This is a genomic window from Novosphingobium cyanobacteriorum, assembly GCF_029436685.1.
In the GTDB taxonomy this organism is placed as follows: Bacteria; Pseudomonadota; Alphaproteobacteria; order Sphingomonadales; family Sphingomonadaceae; genus Novosphingobium; species Novosphingobium cyanobacteriorum.
The window spans coordinates 48,480-65,836 of the sequence record NZ_JAROCY010000007.1 but is presented as its reverse complement, the minus strand read 5'-3'; the positions used below and the strand labels follow the sequence as shown (position 1 = coordinate 65,836).

Sequence of the window (17,357 nt, the reverse complement as noted above, 5' to 3'; positions counted from 1 at the left end):
TCAGCCGTTGGTGCGGGCGGTTTCGTTCGCGGCGGTCACGGTGGCGCTGGCCGGATAGATGAAGCCGAAGGTGGGCGAGGGGCGCAGGCCGAGCGAGCCGGTGGGGCCATACCACACGCGCACCTGGCTCCAGTCACCCGCAGGGGAAACGTCAACCGCCATCACGCCGCGTTCGATCATGCCGGGGCGCGACCAGTTGGCGTGGTTGATCAGGATGTGGCGATCGTCGACCACCTTGGAAACGACGGCGACGTGTCCATACGGCATGGCCGAAGTGCCGCGGAAGGCCAGTACCGCGCCGGGGCGAGGGCGTTCGCCACGGGCATAGACGCCTTCGGCATTGACCCACCAGTCACGCCCGTTGCCCGAAAGCTGCACTTCGCCGATCTGGCGCGCATAGGCCACGCACTGCAGGCGGGCCTGGGCCTCTGCCGGCATGGCGAGGAGCGTGAGCAGGGCGACAAGGCTGGAAAGCGCGACACGAAGCATGGGAGCCTTCGTAAGGAATCCAGCGGATTCGAGAACCCGCCCCCGGCTCGGCTGGCCGTGGACTCCAAACGATTCATCCCGCAGTTGCGAACACTGTGGAAAAAATCACAGCGTCGCGCGTTGATAGGGCTTTTTGCGAGCTGGAATAGAAAAGGGCGCCCGGTTTCCCGGACGCCCCTTCGTGCTTCGGATGATCCGCGCGGATCAGGCCGAATAGTACATGTCGAATTCGACGGCCGACGGCGTGGTTTCCCAGCGCAGCACTTCGGGCCACTTCAGTTCGATGTAGGCTTCGATCTGGTCCTTGGTGAACACGCCACCCTGCAGCAGGAAGTCGTGGTCGGCTTCGAGCGATTCCAGGGCTTCGCGCAGCGAACCGCAGACGGTCGGCACGGCGGCGAGTTCGGCCGGCGGCAGGTCGTAGAGGTTCTTGTCCATGGCTTCGCCCGGGTGGATCTTGTTCTTGATCCCGTCGAGACCGGCCATGAGCAGCGAGGCGTAGCACAGGTAGGGGTTGGCCATCGCGTCGGGGAAGCGGAATTCCACGCGCTTGGCCTTCGAACCGGCGCCATAGGGGATGCGGCACGAAGCCGAACGGTTGCGGGCCGAATAGGCCAGCAGCACCGGCGCTTCATAGCCCGGCACCAGACGCTTGTAGCTGTTGGTGGTCGGGTTGGTGAAGGCGTTCAGCGCCTTGGCATGCTTGATCACGCCACCGATGAAGTACAGGCACATGTCCGACAGGCCGGCATAGCCGTTGCCGGCGAAGAGCGGCTTGCCCGAATCCCAGATCGAGATGTGGGTGTGCATGCCCGAGCCGTTGTCGCCCTTGATCGGCTTCGGCATGAAGGTGGCCGACTTGCCATAGGCGGCGGCAACCTGCTGCACGACGTACTTGTAGACCTGCATGCGGTCAGCCGTCTGGACGAGCGTGCCGAAGGTGAGGCCCAGTTCGTGCTGCGCGGCGGCCACTTCGTGGTGATGCTTGTCGCAGGGCAGGCCCATTTCGAGCATGGTCTTGACCATTTCGCCACGGATGTCGACGCAGCTGTCGACCGGCGCAACGGGGAAGTAGCCACCCTTCACGCCCGGACGGTGGCCGAGGTTGCCGCCTTCATAGTCCTTGTTGGTGTTGGTCGGCAGCTCGATGTCGTCGATGCGGAAGCCGTTGCCGTCGTAGCCGTCATAGAACTTCACGTCGTCGAACAGGAAGAACTCGGCTTCGGGGCCGACATAGACGGTGTCGCCGATGCCCGAGGCCTTGACGAAGGCTTCGGCGCGCTTGGCGGTGGAACGCGGATCGCGCGAGTACAGCTCACCGGTCGAGGGTTCGACGATGTCGCACGTGATGATCAGCATCGGCGTGGCCGAGAACGGATCGACGAAGACCGAGTCGAGATCGGGCTTCAGGATCATGTCGGACTCGTTGATCGCCTTCCAGCCTTCGATCGACGAACCGTCGAACATCAGGCCATCTTCCAGCTCGTCTTCGCCGAGCACCGAGGCGACCATGGTCAGGTGCTGCCACTTGCCCTTGGGATCGGTGAAGCGCAGGTCGACCCATTCGATTTCCTCGTCCTTGATACGGGCGAGAATGTCCTTTGCACTTGCCATCGCTGGTCCTTCTTCTTGACCCCGCGTCGACCATCCGCCGGCGGGGCATTACAGGGGTGGATGTGATTGGAGGCCGCCCGTCCCGAGGCCACCCCCTCCGATTGCCGCGCCGCGCCCATCGGAACGCGGCGGCGTCAAGTTCAGATCGCCGCGTCGTCGCGTTCTCCGGTGCGGATGCGCAGCGCGCTTTCGACCGGGATGACGAAGATCTTGCCGTCGCCGATGCGGCCGGTCTGCGCGGCGGACGCGATCGCTTCCACCACGCGGTCGACCAGGGCATCGCCAACCACGACTTCCAGCTTCACCTTCGGCAGGAAATCGACGACGTATTCGGCGCCGCGGTAAAGTTCGGTGTGGCCCTTCTGCCGGCCGAAACCCTTGGCTTCGGTAACGGTGATGCCGGAAACGCCGATTTCGTGCAGCGCCTCCTTCACCTCGTCCAGCTTGAAGGGCTTGATGATCGCTTCGACCTTCTTCACTCGATCAGACCCCGCACGGGCCGGCCCGTTCCCGAAGGAGGCCGGCGGTTTTCCCTAGTGCCACCATCTTATCCAAGAATCGTGCCACGCTCTGCTGCAATGCACTAGGCCATCGCCCGCCTTCGCGAAAGCGGGAAATGCGCGGGCGCGGCAAGAAGAGAATCGATTTCACGCGCCCTGCATTGCGCATGTTGCGCAATGACGAACGAATAATGCACAAATTTTGCGCAAGGCTGCCTGATTTTTAGGCAGGCAACCCGTCAATATGGCGGCTTGTCGAGACCCTTCGGGCTCAGGGTGAAGATCTCGCAACCATCTTCGGTAATGCCGATGGAGTGCTCGAACTGGGCCGAGAGCGAACGGTCGCGCGTCACCGCCGTCCAGCCGTCGTCAAGGATCTTCACCGCCGCCTTGCCGAGGTTGATCATCGGCTCGATCGTGAAGAACATGCCGGGGCGCAGTTCCGGCCCGGTGCCGGCGCGCGCGGCGTGGATCACCTCGGGCGCATCGTGGAACAGCCGGCCAAGGCCGTGGCCGCAGAATTCGCGCACCACGCCATAGCGCTGCTTTTCGGCATGGGCCTGGATCGCCGCCCCGATATCACCCAGCCGCGCGCCGGGGCGGGCCTGCTCGATGCCGATCATCAGGCATTCGTGCGTCACATCGACCAGCCGCCGCGCCTTCAGCGGCACATCGCCGACCAGGTACATGCGGCTGGAATCGCCGTGCCAGCCATCGAGCAGCGGGGTCACGTCGATGTTGACGATGTCCCCGTCCTTCAGCGTCTTGTCCGAAGGGATGCCGTGGCAGACCACGTGATTGATCGAAATGCAGCACGAATGGGCATAGCCGCGATAGCCGAGCGTGGCGGGAATCGCGCCGCCATCCAGCGTCATCTGCCGCACCACGTCGTCAAGGTAGTCGGTGCGCACGCCAGGGACGACCAGCGGAGCCAGAGCATCGAGGATTTCCGCAGCCAGCCGCCCGGCCTTGCGCATGCCTTCGAAGCCCGCAGGCCCGTGCAGCTTGATGGTGCCGTCGCGCGGCAGCACTTCGGTATCGTCGGCGATCACATAATCGGTCATGCAAGCGATGTAGCGACTTTGCGAACGAATTGCGAGATCAAGGCGCGGCGAATGCGGTTCTAAATTCAGGTTTTACCGCAGCCAGCACCGCAGGGGTGACCGGAACCGTCACCTCGTAATCCCCTTCTGCATAAGGGCCGGCGTTGTAGGGTGCGATCAGGAAGCCGACGCGGTCGAAGCCCTTGCGGCCCTTTGATCCAAGGATGACGACCTGTTCAAGCGGATCGACGCATTTGACGAAGTCGTTCATGTCGTCTCCCCACTCGGTGCCATAATCCACCGAGCCGCGCTTCTTGATGCGTTCCTTGTCCAGCCCGGCGCAGAAGGGCTTGAGGATGGCGGCCTTGAACGCTGCCTTCGAGGTGAACAGGTCCAGCGGCTGGCGGCGGACATTGGCGGCCTTGTCCCACAGCACCGTGTCGAAGACATAGTTGGGATGCGCGCCGCCGGTGTAGCTGCCGACGATCGTGGAGAGGCTGAGCCAGCCGGGCAGGTCGGTCACCACCTGCCAGTCCTTCGATGCGCTGTAGGCGTTGTAGGGGAAGCCGCCCTGCTTGGCCTCCTTGCGGCCTTCGCGCGCATCGGCGAGCAGGCTGGCCTTCGCCGCATCGAGGTCCTTGTCCAGCCAGTCCTTCAGGGCAGGTATGGCGGCAGCTTCCCTTGGGTAGGCATAATCGAATTCGTAGAGGCTGCTGGCTTCGCTGACCTTGCGCGCTTCCGCAGCAGAAGCGGGCGGGGCGGCAGGCGCGGCTGGTGCGGATGGTTGGGCGGAAGCGCTGCCGGTTGGCTCCGGCGCAGGAGACTTGCCGGAGCAGGCGGCGAGCGCGGCCGCCGCGATCAGCACAGGAAAACTACGCATAAGGGCTGGCATCGCACCAATTTCCTCTCGCAACCGCCGCTTCCCTGCGGCAGGGTTATGGCAAGATGACTGACAGACACGCGTTGATCCAGCCCGATCGTGGCCAGAAGGCCGTTCCGCTCCACCTTGTCGACAAGACGACCTTTCCCGACTGGCTCAAGGGCCTGAACGGCGGGCAGCGCGCGGCAATAGCGGCGCAGAAGTTCGAGGGCGGCGGTTTCGAGACGGCGATCGTGCCCGATGGCGATGATTGGTTCGCAGTGGGCGGGGTGGCCGATGCGGGCGCGCTGTCCGGCTGGTGCCTGGCCAAGCTGGCCGAGGTGCTGCCCGGCGGCACCTATCGCCTGGCGAAGGGCGATGCCGGAAAGGCGATGCACGGCTGGCTGACCGCGCAATACCGGTTCGATCGCTATCGCAAGGATCCCAAGCCGAACGATCCGCGCATCCTCCTGACGCAGGACGTGAAGGCGATCGAACCCGCGTTGGCCGAGGCGGCGGCGGTGATGATGGTGCGCGATCTGGTCAATACGCCGGCAGAGGATATGGGCCCGGCCCAGCTGGAGGCAGAGGCGCGCGCGCTGGCCAAGGCGCACCACGCCACGGTCCACGTTGTTTCGGGCGATGCGCTGGAGCGGGATTACCCGATGATCCACGCCGTGGGCCGCGCCGCTTCACGCCATCACGCGCCCCGCCTGATCGAGCTGGAATGGGGCGATGCCAGGCATCCGCGCGTGGCCATTGTGGGCAAGGGCGTGTGCTTCGATTCGGGCGGGCTGGACCTGAAGCCTTCGAGCGGCATGGCCCTGATGAAGAAGGACATGGGCGGCGCGGCCCATGCGCTGGCGCTGACCGGGCTGGTGATGCAGGCGGGCCTGAAGGTGCGGCTGCACCTGCTGGTCCCCGCGGTGGAGAACGCCGTTTCGGGCAACGCCATGCGTCCGGGCGACATCCTGCGCACGCGGCAGGGGATGAGCGTGGAAGTGACCAACACCGATGCCGAAGGGCGGCTGGTGCTGGGCGATGCGCTGGTCCGCGCGAGCGAGGAGGAGCCGGAGCTGGTGATCGACTTCGCCACGCTGACCGGCGCGGCGCGCGTGGCGCTGGGGCCTGACCTGCCGGCCATGTTCGCGCGCAGCGATGCCACGGCCGAAGGCCTGCTGCGCGCCGGGATCGAACGCGATGATCCCTGCTGGCGGCTGCCGCTTCACGATGGCTATCGCGAATACCTGAAAAGCGACGTGGCCGATATTCTCAACAGCCATGCCAATGGCTTTGCCGGGGCCAGCGTGGCGGGCCTGTTCCTCGATCGGTTCGTGGGTGAAGGCCTTGATTGGGCGCACTTCGATACCTTCGCCTGGCGGCCGGTGGGCAAGCCCGGGCGGCCCAAGGGGGGCGAGGCGCTGGGCCTGCGCGCGGCATGGGGGCTGCTGCAGGCGCGCTTTGGCTGATCGGCAGGGGAATGGGCGTGGTAATCGGCGTGGACAAGGGATCGCTTGAACGTGGGGGCCAATACCAGTAAGCGCGCGGCTTTCCTGCTTGGGGACCAGACAGACTTGACCGCAGCGACCGACCTTGACCTGATCGAACAGCCGCTGGCCGGCCGCGAGCTGGCGTTGACCGTGCCTTCGGTGAAGCTCGATCCGCTGCACCGCCCGGTGCGTGGCGATCTGGCGCATATTGCCCTGGCCGGAAAGGTCTTCGTGCCGCACTATGCCGTGCCGATGCCCCATGCCGTCAACGCCGGCGGGGCCACGCTGCGCGCGGCGGGCCGCGCCGATGGTGAGGCGATCTGCGAGCTGCCGGCGGGCGAGACGTTCAACGTGCTCGACATGGCGGGCGGCTGGGCCTGGGGCCAGCAAGGTGATGACGGCTTCGTCGGCTATGTGCCGCTGGATGCGGTGACCGTGCTGTGACGACCACGGTCTTCATCGACGGTGCGGTGGGCACCACCGGGCTGGAAATCGCCGAGCGGCTGGCCGGGCGCAGCGAATTTGCGCTGATCACGCTGGACGAGGCGCGGCGCAAGGACGATGCGGCGCGGCGCGAGGCGATCAACGACGCCGACGTGGTGATCCTGTGCCTGCCCGATGATGCGGCCAAGGCGGCGGTGGGCATGATCGCCAACGACCGTACCCGCGTGATCGACGCCTCCACCGCGCACCGCGTGGCCGAAGGGTGGACTTATGGCCTGCCCGAAGTGATCGGCCGCGATGCCGTGGCGCAGGCGAAGCGCGTGGCCAATCCGGGGTGCTATCCCACCGGGTTCATCGCGCTGCTGGCGCCGCTGGTGCGGGCCAACCTGCTGCCGGTGGCCTGGCCCTATTCGTGCAACGCAGTCTCCGGCTATTCGGGCGGGGGCAAGGCGCTGATCCAGCGGTTCGAAGAAGATGGCGACATCGCCTGGCGCGGATACGGGCTGATCTTCGGGCACAAGCACGTGCCGGAAATGCAGGCCTATGCCCACCTCGCCATCGCGCCGCTGTTCAGCCCGGCGGTGATCAACGCGCATCGTGGCATGGTGGTGGAAGTGCCGCTGCCGCTGTCGATCATCCCCGGCGCGCCGCATCCCGACCTGCTGCGCGAGGCGCTGACCCGGTTCTATGAAGGATCGCCGGTAATCACCGTGGCGCAGGACCTGCCGGCCGAGGGCGAACTGCTGCTGCGCGCGTCTATGGAACCGTGGGACGGGCTGCGTCTTCACGTGATGGGCAGCAAGGATGGCGAACAGGCGCGTCTGGTCGCCGTGCTCGACAACCTGGGCAAGGGCGCCAGCGGCGCTGCTGTGCAGAGCCTGAACCTGATGAGCGGGCTGGACGAGACGGCGGGCCTGCGGCTTTAATTCCTTCCCCTCAACGTCCGTTCGTGTCGAGCGAAGTCGAGACACCTGTTCGCAGTGTCTCGACTTCGCTCGACACGAACGGGGTTGTGATTCTTTCTCCTTCGATCCCTACTTCGCCAGATCCAGCGCCTGCACCTGCGCATCGGGCAGGGTGCCGCCCATTGCCCTGGCCAGCGTGGGGGCGATCGCGCGCATGTCGATTTCGCCCAGGTTCCGCCCCTTGGCCACGCCCGGTCCCATCGCCAGGAAGGTGCTGCGCATCTCCGGCGCGGCGGGGAAATAGCCGTGCATCCCCTTGCTGGGCGATGGTATGGTCAGCGGCGTATCGGCGGTGATGAACGGGGCGGCAACCGCGCCCAGCTTCAGGTTCACATAGAACGTGGCCTGCGGGTTGGCCCCTGCCTTGGCGATGGCGTCCTTGCCGATCACTTCGGCAAAGCGCGCGGCGGGATCGGCCTGCAGCCTGGCCAGCAGGGCGCCGACCTTGTCCTTCAGCGCGGCGTCGTCGGGGCGGGCGAGCATGATCGCGAACGACCCGCCTGAGGCCCAGGGCACCGCATCCCACGCCTTGATCCTGCCCTTGTCGTCCAGCGTGACCAGCCCGGCGTCGATGAACGCGCGGTAGAGGTTCACCACCGTATCGACGGGGGCGAACCCGTGGTCGCTGACCACGCTGACCAGCGCATCGGGATGCGCCTTCGCCTCGGCGGCGACCATATCGCCCACCAGCGCGTCGATCGCCTCCAGCGTGCGGTTGGCCTCGGCCGAGCCGGGCCCGGTGGCGTGTTCCTGGTGATCCAGCGCGGCGAGGTACACGGTCACGAAGTCCGGCCTGTGCGCCTCGATCAGCTTCACCGCGAACTTCGCGCGGTTCTGGTCGCCGGGCAGGCTCTCGTCTATCCCGTCGGCATAGGGGCCGCCGCAATCGTGCTCCAGCGCCTGCACCAGCCCCGGCGTGGCGAGCGCGCGGATCAGCTTGGCGTCGTCGGCATGGCCGGTGCGCCAGATCTGCGGCACGTTCCATGTCAGGTTGTGCGCGCCCACGCTGACAGGCCAGTGGACGTTGCCGGTGGACAGCCCGGCGTCATGCGCGGCGTCCCACAGGGTGCGCGCCTTCTCGTCCTCGGCATACCAGAACCAGCCTGACTGGTTGATCTGGGTGGGATCGAACGTCTGGTTGTTGACGATGCCGTGCGCCGCCGGGGCAACGCCGGTGATCAGCGTGGTGTGGCTGGGATAGGTGAGCGTGGGCAGCACGCCGACCACCCCGGTGGCGCTGACGCCTTCCTTCACGAAGCGGGTGAGGTTGGGCAGCTTCAGCCCGCGCTTCTCTGCCTCCAGCACGTCGCCGGGGCGCAGCCCGTCGATGGAAATGAGCAGCACCGGGCCACCCGTTTCAGACTTGGCTTGCGCCGGTGCGGCGAAGGCCGCCGCGCCAATCAGCGCGGCGGCCCCGAGGAGCAGTGATTTCATCGCTCCATTGTGCCGCATCAGAAGCCGGCCTTCAACGTAACGAAGACCTGCCGCGGCGCACCGGCAAGGAAGGTCCCGTTGTCGCCCACGTTGCCGAAGCCGTTCGAGCCGATGGTGGCGATGTACTTCTTGTCGAACAGGTTGGTGGCGTTCACCTGCAGCTCCACCTTTTCGCGCATGCCGATGTCCATGCGATAGCCGATGGCGGCATCGACAAGCGCCCGGCCGGGCACGAAGCCGAGGCCGTCGTTCGGGTTGTTCAAGCCGTTCGTGTAGGTGAAGAAGCGCTTCGACATGTAGTTCACGCCCACGCGACCGAACAGCGTGTCGCTGTCATAGGCGATTTCGCCGTGGGCGAGGTGCCTGGGCGAGTCGACCACGGTCTTGCCCGCCGTGGCGAAGGTGGCGGTCACGTTGCCCGCCCCATCGCGGATCACCACGTTGTCGCGATACTTGTTGTCGTTGTAGCTGTACGAGGCGAAGGCCGAGAGGCCGTTGCCGAACTTGTATTCACCGCTGGCTTCGATGCCCTGTGCGCGCACCGAGCCTACGTTCTGCAACGCGTTGGCCGCACCGACGATGCCGATCGAGGTCGGGATGGTCAGCAGGCGGTTCTTGAAGTCGACATAGTAGCCGCCAAGCACGCCCTGGAAGCCGCCAGTGGTGAAGCGCAGGCCCGCCTCATAGGTGTCGGACTTTTCCGGCTTCAGGAAGGGCTTGATCGCGTCGAAGCCGGCCTGGCTGGACGAGAACGGACCCGCCGTGGTGGCCGAAGCAAAGGCGCGCGTCACCGAGGTGAAGCCGGCGAACGCTTCCAGCCCGCCCATGAACTTGTAGTTCACGCCCACGTGCGGCTGGAACCAGTCCTTGGTGGACAGGTCGCCCTGGGTGCGGCCGCCGACCACGTTGGCGCGGGCATGGTTGGTAACCTTGAAGCCCTTCCAGCCGAGGTTCAGCGTGGCGTCGCCCAGCTTGATCTCGTCTTCCACATAGTACTGGAAGGTCTTGGTGTTCAGGTCGATGTCCCACTGCGTGAAGAACGGGTTCTTCATGAACTTCAGGTGATCCCGCCCTGCATTGGTGCGGCTCTGATAGGCGTAGAAGCGGCGTGCCTGGTTCAGGTCGTTGTTTTCATACCACGCACCGATGGTCAGCTTGTTGAAGGCGACATCGGCGCTCAGGCTGCCGAACACGCCCTTGCGATTGATGTCGTATTCGGTGGTGCGGACGGCCATCGGCACGCCATTGGGGCTGCCCACGAATGGCGTACCCCATGTGCCCTGGCCCCGGTTGGTGTGCAGGTAGGTCTTGACCTTGAAGGTCACCGCGCTGCCGATCGGCGCAGTCAGGCCGATCGAAGCGAGGTTGTCGCGACGCAGACCCGATGCGTCATAGTAGGAATCGTTGACCGAGGCGATCTTGCCGGGGAAGACGGTGCCGGCTGCCGGGTTGCTCGGCGGCAGGAACGTCTCGTCACCCAGTCCATCCGGGCCGGGAAGGCCGGTGGTGTTGTTCACGAAGTCGCGGTTGTTGGCGATGTCCGCCACGTTGATCGCGGTGGCATAGCCTGAAGGACCGAAGTTGTCCCAGTCATAGCCGAGACGGTTGATCATCTCGAGGCTGAGGTCCTGGTAGTCCTGCTCGGCGCGGTCCGAATGGCTGAAGAAGCCTTCGAGCTGTGCATCGCCGATCGGCACCACGCCCTTGGCGTTCACCGCCCACTGGCGCTGCCTGCCATCGCCCTTCCACTTGTCGGTGGTTCCATAGACGCCCGAGACCATCAGGCGTGCGGCATTGGCGTCACCAATGGCGAAGCGGGCGAAGCCGCGATAGGTGTTGTTGGAACCGGCGGTGCCGTTCACGTCCAGCGCATAGTGGCCGTCGGTCAGCATCGATGCCGGGTCCATGCTGCTGAACTGCAGCGTGCCGCCAAGGTTGTTGGTCGATTGCGTGTCGATCGAGCCCGAACCCTGCGAGACCAGCGTGGAACCGACGTTCTCGGAGATGATGGCGCGGCTGATGTGCAGGCCGTTGTAGTTGCCATAGCTCATGTCGCCCAGCGGAATGCCGTCAAGCGTGAAGCCGAGCTGGTTCTGGTTGAAACCGCGGATGGTGATGCGGGTCGACCATTCATAAGTGCCGAACGGGTCGGCCGACTGGAAGTTGACGCTGGGCAGCTTCTCGATCGCCTTCAGCGGGCTGGAGCCGGCGGCAAGGATGGCGATGTCGGCGCTGGAAAGCTCCTGCACCTGGCGGGTCTCGCCATTGCCGAACACCACGATTTCCGAAGCGTCAGCAGCGGGCGCGTCGGCTGCGGGAGCGGCCATTTCCTGCGCGAACGCGGGCTGGGCGAAAAGGACTGCTGCAGATGCCAGCAGCACGGGGGCAAGGCGCATTGTAAAACTCCCTCATAGAGCCTTGGTGATGCGGCGGCTGCTAAGAGGGGTGTTTTTCAGAATGATGTTGTTTCTGTGACGCTTAGGGTCACAATTCATCGCGTTATGCTGCGTTGCAAAAATGGCGCACAGGCTTTTGCGCACGAAAAAGGCCCGCTTCCGTCAGGAAGCGGGCCTTTTGTCTGTCACCTTGCCCGATGGGGCAGGAAAATCAGTCTTCCGGCGCGATCGTCACGCGCAGGCCTTCAAGCGCGTCGGTCAGCTGCACCTGGCACGAAAGGCGCGAGGTTTCGTTGCGGTGGTCCGAACTGTCGAGCAGGTCGCTCTCGTCCTCGCTCATCGGCGAGATCTTGTCGGCGAAAGCAGGGTCGACATAGACGTGGCAGGTTGCGCACGAGCAGCATCCGCCGCACAGCGCCAGCAGCTCATCGAAGCCGTTGTCGCGAATGGCTTCCATCACCGACAGACCGGCATCGGCGTCAACGGTCTTTTCTGCACCCGAACGGTCCACAACAATCAGCTTCGGCATTGTCCAAGTCTCCTTGCGGGGCAGGCCCCCTCTGTTCGCCTTTGGGCGCGGCTGCTATCGTCTGCATGGGTCTTTGGCAAGGATATCTGGCCACACATTGCCCATCTGATGAAAAAGGATACGCCGATGGGGCTCAGCGCCGCGCAGATCGCCGAAGGGCTGGACTTCATTGCCACCCGCAACCCCGCCATCGGTGCGGCAGTGGCACGCGTCGGCCATCCCGAACCGCGCATCCGGCCCACCGGCTATCGCACCTTGCTGCGCACCATCGTGGGCCAGCAGGTCAGCGTCTCGGCTGCAGCATCGGTGTGGAACAAGCTTGAGGCACTCCTGGGGGAAGACCTGCCCGCGCATGACCTGCTCGCCGCCGATTTCGATTCGCTGCGCGCCTGCGGCCTTTCACGACAGAAGCAGGGCTATGCGCGGTCGCTGTGCGAACTGGTGACGGCGGGCGAACTCGATCTGGATCGCCTGCCGGCTGATGACGAGGAAGCCATCGCCCAACTCACCCGCATCAAGGGCATCGGGCGCTGGTCGGCGGAAATCTACCTGCTGTTTGCCGAAGGACGGCCCGATATCTGGCCAGCCGGAGACCTCGCCGTGCAGGTGGGGCTGGGCAAGCTGCTTGGCCTGCCGGAGCGGCCCGACGAGAAAACCACGCGCGCGCTGGCCGAAGACTGGCGCCCACACCGGGGCGCGGCGGCGATCTTCACCTGGCATTGCTACAACAACCCTGCGCTTTAAGCCGGTACTTTCGCTCTGCTTACATTCGTGCAAGTATCGCCGCGATAACTGGGGAGAGTGCAACGGCATGGTGCGTAAGGCGATTTTCATTACCGGGGGCGGATCGGGCATTGGCAGGGCCGTGGCGGTTAAGTTCGCCGCGCAGGGCTGGATGGTCGGGCTGGGCGATATCAGCGAATCCGGCATGGCGCAGACCGCCGCGATGCTGCCGGCGGGAACGTGCTTCTTCGTGAAGCTGGACGTGCGCGACCGCGCAGGCTGGGATGCCGCGCTGTCTGCCTTTGCGGAAAGTTCGGGCGGGCGCATCGATGTGCTGTTCAACAACGCGGGCATTCCCATCGGCGGTCCGCTGGCCGATCTTGCCACCGACGAGATCGAGCGCACGTTGGACATCAATCTCAAAGGCGTCCTGTTCGGCGCGCAGGCGGCCTATCCTTACCTCAAGGCCGCAGGGCCGGGGGCGTGCCTGCTCAACACCGCCAGCGCAGCGGGGCTCTATGGCTCACCCGGCATGTCGGTCTATTGCGCCACCAAGTTCGGCGTGCGCGCCATTACTGAAAGCCTTGATGGCGAATGGGCGGCAGACGGCATCCGGGTGCGAGACCTGATGCCCGGCTTCATCGAAACCCCGCTGCTCGATCATGCGCCCAACCGTGGCAGCAACCACGACGTGCGCAGCCAGGTCGTCGGCGCGGGGCTGGAAATTACCCCCGCCAGCACCGTCGCGGACGCGGCATGGGCCGCCGTCCACGGCGAGAAACTCCACACCACCGTGGGCAAGACCGCCCAGCGCCTCGCCTTCTTTTCCCGCTGGGCCCCGGGAATGCTGCGCAAGCAGATGAAGGGCCGGGGGGTGATGGGATAGCCTGTGCTGATCCTCCCCATTTGCACTTCGTGAAAATGGGAGGACCGATCTAGGCGAACCCGTCCATCTCCCTCGCCAGCGCCACGTCGCGCTTGGAAAGGCCGTCTGCGTCATGCGTGGTCAGCGTCACCTCCACGCGGTTGTAGACGTTGAACCATTCGGGGTGGTGGTCGGCCTTTTCGGCGACGATGGCGACGCGGGTCATGAAGGCGAAGGCCTGCGCAAAGTCGGCGAAGCGGAAGGTCCGGCAGATGGCCAGGCCGTCTTCGCGCAGGGTCCAGCCCGGCAGGCTGGCGAGCGCGGCGTCGCGTTCGGCGTCGGTCAGGCGGGCGATGGTCATGGCGTGCTCTCCGTCTTGCCCTTTGCGGGCGGCCTGCTTGGCAGGTGCCGTGCTTTCCCCTATCGGCGTGAACGATGCAACCCGGCCTCAACAACGGCGCAAGGCTCGCCGCCTATGACATCGCCTGTCGGCGGGGGGATCGCATCCTGTTCAAGGGCGTGTCGTTCGAACTTGCCCCCGGCGATGCACTGCACCTGGCCGGGCCCAACGGCATCGGCAAGTCCAGCCTGATCCGCATCCTGTGCGGATTGCTGCGCCCCTATCACGGCCATGTCGAAAGCACCGGGCAGATCGCACTGTCCGACGAGCGCCCTGCGCTCGACATGCACCTGCCGCTGCAGGATGCGCTCGATTTCTGGCAGCGCATCGACGGGGCGGGTGAGGGGCGTGCCGATTTCGGCCTCGAAAATCTGCTCGATGTGCCGGTGCGCTATCTTTCCACCGGGCAGCGCAAGCGCGCCGGGCTGGCGCGCATGGCGGCGAGCGGCGGGCGGATCTGGCTGCTAGACGAACCGCTCAACGGGCTGGACACCCACTGGGGCGCGGCGGCACAGGCGGCGGTGGAGGCTCACCGGGCGATGGGCGGGATCGCGGTGATCGCCTCGCACCAGCCGCTGGGCCTTTCGCGCCTGCGCACGCTGTCGCTGCTGGATCACCTGCCATGAAGGGGCGCTTCCTGCCCGCCCTGCTGGCGGTGTTCCGCCGGGACCTGACCCTGCTGCTGAAAGGCAGCGTGGGGCGGGGCGGGGCGCTGTTGCCGCTGCTGTTCTTCATGGCGGTGGCAATGCTCTATCCCTTTGCCGTGGGGCCCGATGCGCGGCTGCTGGCGCGGACCGGGGCGGGGGTGATCTGGGTCGCCGCGCTGCTCGCCGCGATCCTGCCGCTGGACCGGCTGGTTGAGCCCGATCTCGAGGCCGGGTTCTTCGACCAGTGGGCGCTGCGCGGGCTTTCGGAAGAGGCGCTGATGCTGGCGCGGATCGTGGCGCACTGGATCAGCTTCGGCATCCCGCTGATGCTCGCCGCGCCGATTTCCGCCGGATTGCTGTCGCTGGATGGCGCGCAACTGCGCCTTGTCGAGATCGGGCTGCTGCTGGGCACGCCGGGGCTGGCGGCGATCGGGGTGACGATTGCGGCGTTGACGGCGGGTCTGCGGGCCGGGTCCGCGCTGGGCGGGCTGCTGGCGATTCCGCTGGCGGTGCCGCTGCTGATCTTCGGCGCAGGCTCGCTGCAGCCGGGGGGCGAGGGCGGTCTGTTCCTGCTGGCGGCAAGTTCGGTTGCCGCGCTGGCGATCGCGCCTTTTGCCGCGGGCGGCGCGATCCGGGCCGGCCGGGAGTGAAAAAGGCGTAGATTGAGAGCGACTGAGGCGGGGTTGAAACCGACTGAGAGCGGTTGAGAGCCGGTCTAGGCCGTTTGAAAGCGCATTTTCGTTGCCGATTGCGCAAGGGAACCTTACCTCCCGCACCATGACCGTGACCACTTCCCTTCCCGACACCCTCTCGCTCATCGGCAACACCCCGCTCGTCCTGCTGAAGGGACCGAGCGAGGCCGCCGGGGCCGAAATCTATGGCAAGTGCGAATTCGCCAACCCCGGCGCCTCGGTAAAGGACCGGGCCGCGCTGTGGATCGTGCGCGATGCCGAGGCCAGGGGCCTGCTGCAGCCGGGCGGGACGATCGTGGAAGGCACCGCGGGCAACACCGGGATCGGCCTTGCGCTGGTGGCCAATGCGCTGGGCTACAAGACCGTGATCGTGATGCCGGAAACGCAATCGCGCGAGAAGATGGACACGCTGCGCGCGCTGCGGGCGGAACTGGTGCTGGTGCCGGCCGCGCCGTTCAGCAATCCGGGGCACTTCGTCCACACCTCGCGCCGGATTGCCGAGGAGACGGAAGGGGCGATCTGGGCCAACCAGTTTGACAACATCGCCAACCGCCGCGCGCATATCGAAAGCACCGCACCGGAAATCTGGGCGCAGATGGAGGGGCGGATCGACGGCTTCACCTGCGCGGCGGGCACCGGCGGCACGATTGCCGGGACGGGCCTTGGCCTCAAGGAATTCCGCGACGACATCACCATCGCGCTGACCGATCCCCACGGGGCCGCGCTGTATAACTACTACGCCAATGGCGAGCTGAAGCCGGAAGGGTCTTCCGTGGCCGAGGGCATCGGGCAGGGCCGCATCACCGCCAACCTGGAAGGCGCGCCGATCGACACGCAGTTCCGCATTTCCGACGAGGAAGGGCTGTATTGGGTAACCCGCCTGCTGGCCGAGGAAGGGCTGTGCCTGGGCCTTTCCAGCGGGATCAACGTGGCGGGCGCGGTGGCGCTGGCCAAGCAGCTGGGCAAGGGGAGCCGGGTGGCGACGATCCTGTGCGACACCGGCTTCCGCTACCTCTCCTCGCTCTACAATCCGGCCTGGCTTGAGGCCAAAGGTTTGCCGGTATTCCCCTGGCTGAAGGAATGAGCTAAAAGCCCGGGCATGGGTTTCTTCGACAAGATCCCCGGACGGGACAATCGCGGGTTTGCCGGGGGGGCGTTTGCCCCCGCTGAAAGCGCGCCGGCCGGCCCGGTCCACCTGAAAGCGCCGAACACACGCGAACTGCGCACGCAGGCGGTGCACCGGCTGCAGGTGGGCCTGTTCGGCCTTGCCGGGATGCTGCTGCTGGTCAGCCTCGCCAACGTGATCATGGACCGCGCGCAGCAGATCGACGCCACCGCCGCCATGCCGACGGCAAGCGCCAGCGCGGCGCAGGCCAACGATCCGCTGGTGGACATGGGCGTGGCCCCGGAACTGCCGGTGGGGGCGAAGACCCCAACGCCGTCGCCTGCGCCCAAGGGCGGGCAGAACCACTGACCTTTCACAGACGACGCTGGTGGCTGGCGGCCATTGCCGCCTTTGCGGTGCTGATCGTGGTTGGCGTGCTGCGCTGGCAGGCGGCGCGTGCCGATGCGGCGCGGCCCGCGCTGGGCCTGTTCACCACGCTGCCGATCCTGTGGGCCGAAGCGCCCGATGTGGCCGCACAGCTTTCTGCCGAAGCGCCGCCGCATTGGGCCAGGGCGGCGCTGGAGCGGCGCTATCGCGTGAAGCCACTGGATACGCTGGATGACCTGCGCGGCCTGCGCCTGCTGGTGCTGGCGCAGCCGCGCGCCCTTTCCGCGCGCGAGAACGTGGCGCTGGATGCCTGGGTGCAGGGCGGCGGGCGGGTGCTGGTCTTCGCCGATCCGATGCTGACCTGGGAAAGCGCATTTCCGATCGGTGACCGGCGGCGACCGCAGGATGTGGTGCTGCTGTCCCCTATCCTGGCGCGCTGGGGGCTGGAACTGACCTTTGACGAGAGCCAGCCGGGCGGCCTGCGGGAAATTGCGGGAAGCGCCGTGCCGGTGAACCTTGCCGGCCAGTTGCGGCTGCGCCCCGGCGGGGTGGCGCAATGCCGGATCGGGCAGGGCGGACTGGTGGCTGAATGCCATGCAGGCCGCGGAAAAGCGACGATCGTGGCCGATGCCGCGCTGCTTGAGCCGGTGGATGATCCGGCACCATCCGCCCTGCAATTGCAGGCCCTGCTGGACCGCGCCTTCACCGGTTGAACCGGCAGGGCCAATCACGGGAAATTACGGGATCGGAGCGGGGCCTGCGCAGGCAGGCGGGG

The 17,357-nt window shown here is 66.1% G+C and carries 19 protein-coding genes; 10 read left to right on the top strand and 9 right to left on the bottom strand.

Features of this window, described 5'->3' with window-relative positions; genetic code table 11:
- From POM99_RS09070 to POM99_RS09050, 5 genes are all read right to left on the bottom strand, one after another.
- A complete protein-coding gene (locus POM99_RS09070) occupies positions 1–489 on the bottom strand; it encodes a CHAP domain-containing protein (protein WP_277276949.1) in 489 nt (162 codons plus the stop codon).
- 204 nt (positions 490–693) lie between these two features.
- The gene (glnA, locus tag POM99_RS09065; RefSeq protein ID WP_277276948.1) at positions 694–2,103 is read right to left on the bottom strand and encodes a type I glutamate--ammonia ligase; all 1,410 of its coding nucleotides are present in this window, start codon (positions 2,101–2,103) and stop codon (positions 694–696) included.
- 140 nt (positions 2,104–2,243) lie between these two features.
- Positions 2,244–2,582, bottom strand: a complete 339-nt coding sequence (locus POM99_RS09060) for a P-II family nitrogen regulator (protein WP_277276946.1) — start codon at positions 2,580–2,582, stop codon at positions 2,244–2,246.
- Positions 2,583–2,842: 260 nt separating this feature from the next.
- Complete coding sequence (map, locus tag POM99_RS09055; RefSeq protein WP_277276944.1) at positions 2,843–3,667, bottom strand: type I methionyl aminopeptidase; 825 nt, start codon at positions 3,665–3,667, stop codon at positions 2,843–2,845.
- A 37-nt stretch (positions 3,668–3,704) separates the two neighbouring features.
- Positions 3,705–4,526 carry a DUF3298 and DUF4163 domain-containing protein gene (locus POM99_RS09050; RefSeq protein ID WP_277276942.1) on the bottom strand — a complete coding sequence of 274 codons (822 nt, stop codon included), beginning with the start codon at positions 4,524–4,526 and terminating at the stop codon, positions 3,705–3,707.
- A gap of 65 nt (positions 4,527–4,591) precedes the next feature.
- On the opposite strand from POM99_RS09050, the gene POM99_RS09045 reads away from it, so the two are divergent.
- The 3 genes from POM99_RS09045 to argC all read left to right on the top strand — a co-directional run bounded on the left by POM99_RS09045 (position 4,592) and on the right by argC (position 7,365).
- Complete coding sequence (locus tag POM99_RS09045) at positions 4,592–5,974, top strand: leucyl aminopeptidase family protein (RefSeq protein WP_277276939.1); 1,383 nt, start codon at positions 4,592–4,594, stop codon at positions 5,972–5,974.
- A gap of 105 nt (positions 5,975–6,079) precedes the next feature.
- On the top strand, positions 6,080–6,439 hold the full coding sequence (locus POM99_RS09040) for an SH3 domain-containing protein (protein ID WP_277276937.1): 360 nt from the start codon (positions 6,080–6,082) through the stop codon (positions 6,437–6,439).
- On the top strand, positions 6,436–7,365 hold the full coding sequence (gene argC / locus POM99_RS09035; protein ID WP_277276935.1) for an N-acetyl-gamma-glutamyl-phosphate reductase: 930 nt from the start codon (positions 6,436–6,438) through the stop codon (positions 7,363–7,365). The genes POM99_RS09040 and argC overlap by 4 nt, the downstream gene beginning before the upstream one ends.
- Positions 7,366–7,473: 108 nt before the next feature.
- Here the strand turns inward: argC and POM99_RS09030 are convergent, their stop codons facing one another.
- The 3 genes from POM99_RS09030 to POM99_RS09020 form a co-directional block, all read right to left on the bottom strand.
- Positions 7,474–8,838, bottom strand: a complete 1,365-nt coding sequence (locus tag POM99_RS09030; RefSeq protein ID WP_277276933.1) for an alkaline phosphatase family protein — start codon at positions 8,836–8,838, stop codon at positions 7,474–7,476.
- Positions 8,839–8,855: 17 nt separating this feature from the next.
- Positions 8,856–11,234, bottom strand: a complete 2,379-nt coding sequence (locus POM99_RS09025) for a TonB-dependent receptor (protein ID WP_277276931.1) — start codon at positions 11,232–11,234, stop codon at positions 8,856–8,858.
- 211 nt (positions 11,235–11,445) lie between these two features.
- Positions 11,446–11,763 carry a 2Fe-2S iron-sulfur cluster-binding protein gene (locus tag POM99_RS09020; RefSeq protein WP_277276928.1) on the bottom strand — a complete coding sequence of 106 codons (318 nt, stop codon included), beginning with the start codon at positions 11,761–11,763 and terminating at the stop codon, positions 11,446–11,448.
- A 126-nt stretch (positions 11,764–11,889) separates the two neighbouring features.
- Between POM99_RS09020 and POM99_RS09015 the strand changes: the two genes are divergently transcribed.
- The gene (locus POM99_RS09015) at positions 11,890–12,507 is read left to right on the top strand and encodes a DNA-3-methyladenine glycosylase family protein (protein WP_277277221.1); all 618 of its coding nucleotides are present in this window, start codon (positions 11,890–11,892) and stop codon (positions 12,505–12,507) included.
- A gap of 67 nt (positions 12,508–12,574) precedes the next feature.
- Positions 12,575–13,372: an SDR family oxidoreductase gene (locus POM99_RS09010; RefSeq protein ID WP_277276926.1), complete on the top strand. Its 798-nt coding sequence runs from the start codon at positions 12,575–12,577 to the stop codon at positions 13,370–13,372.
- A 49-nt stretch (positions 13,373–13,421) separates the two neighbouring features.
- Here POM99_RS09010 and POM99_RS09005 read toward each other — a convergent pair whose 3' ends face one another.
- Positions 13,422–13,775, bottom strand: a complete 354-nt coding sequence (locus POM99_RS09005; protein WP_277277219.1) for a 4a-hydroxytetrahydrobiopterin dehydratase — start codon at positions 13,773–13,775, stop codon at positions 13,422–13,424.
- An 11-nt stretch (positions 13,776–13,786) separates the two neighbouring features.
- Between POM99_RS09005 and ccmA the strand changes: the two genes are divergently transcribed.
- From ccmA to POM99_RS08980, 5 genes are all read left to right on the top strand, one after another.
- Complete coding sequence (gene ccmA / locus POM99_RS09000; protein WP_277276924.1) at positions 13,787–14,377, top strand: heme ABC exporter ATP-binding protein CcmA; 591 nt, start codon at positions 13,787–13,789, stop codon at positions 14,375–14,377.
- The gene (ccmB, locus tag POM99_RS08995; protein ID WP_277276922.1) at positions 14,374–15,048 is read left to right on the top strand and encodes a heme exporter protein CcmB; all 675 of its coding nucleotides are present in this window, start codon (positions 14,374–14,376) and stop codon (positions 15,046–15,048) included. The genes ccmA and ccmB overlap by 4 nt, the downstream gene beginning before the upstream one ends.
- Before the next feature lie 133 nt (positions 15,049–15,181).
- A complete protein-coding gene (locus POM99_RS08990; RefSeq protein ID WP_277276920.1) occupies positions 15,182–16,174 on the top strand; it encodes a cysteine synthase A in 993 nt (330 codons plus the stop codon).
- Between the two features lie 15 nt (positions 16,175–16,189).
- A complete protein-coding gene (locus POM99_RS08985; RefSeq protein ID WP_277276918.1) occupies positions 16,190–16,564 on the top strand; it encodes a hypothetical protein in 375 nt (124 codons plus the stop codon).
- A gap of 47 nt (positions 16,565–16,611) precedes the next feature.
- The gene (locus tag POM99_RS08980; protein ID WP_277276916.1) at positions 16,612–17,295 is read left to right on the top strand and encodes a Gldg family protein; all 684 of its coding nucleotides are present in this window, start codon (positions 16,612–16,614) and stop codon (positions 17,293–17,295) included.
- Positions 17,296–17,357: the final 62 nt, after the last annotated feature.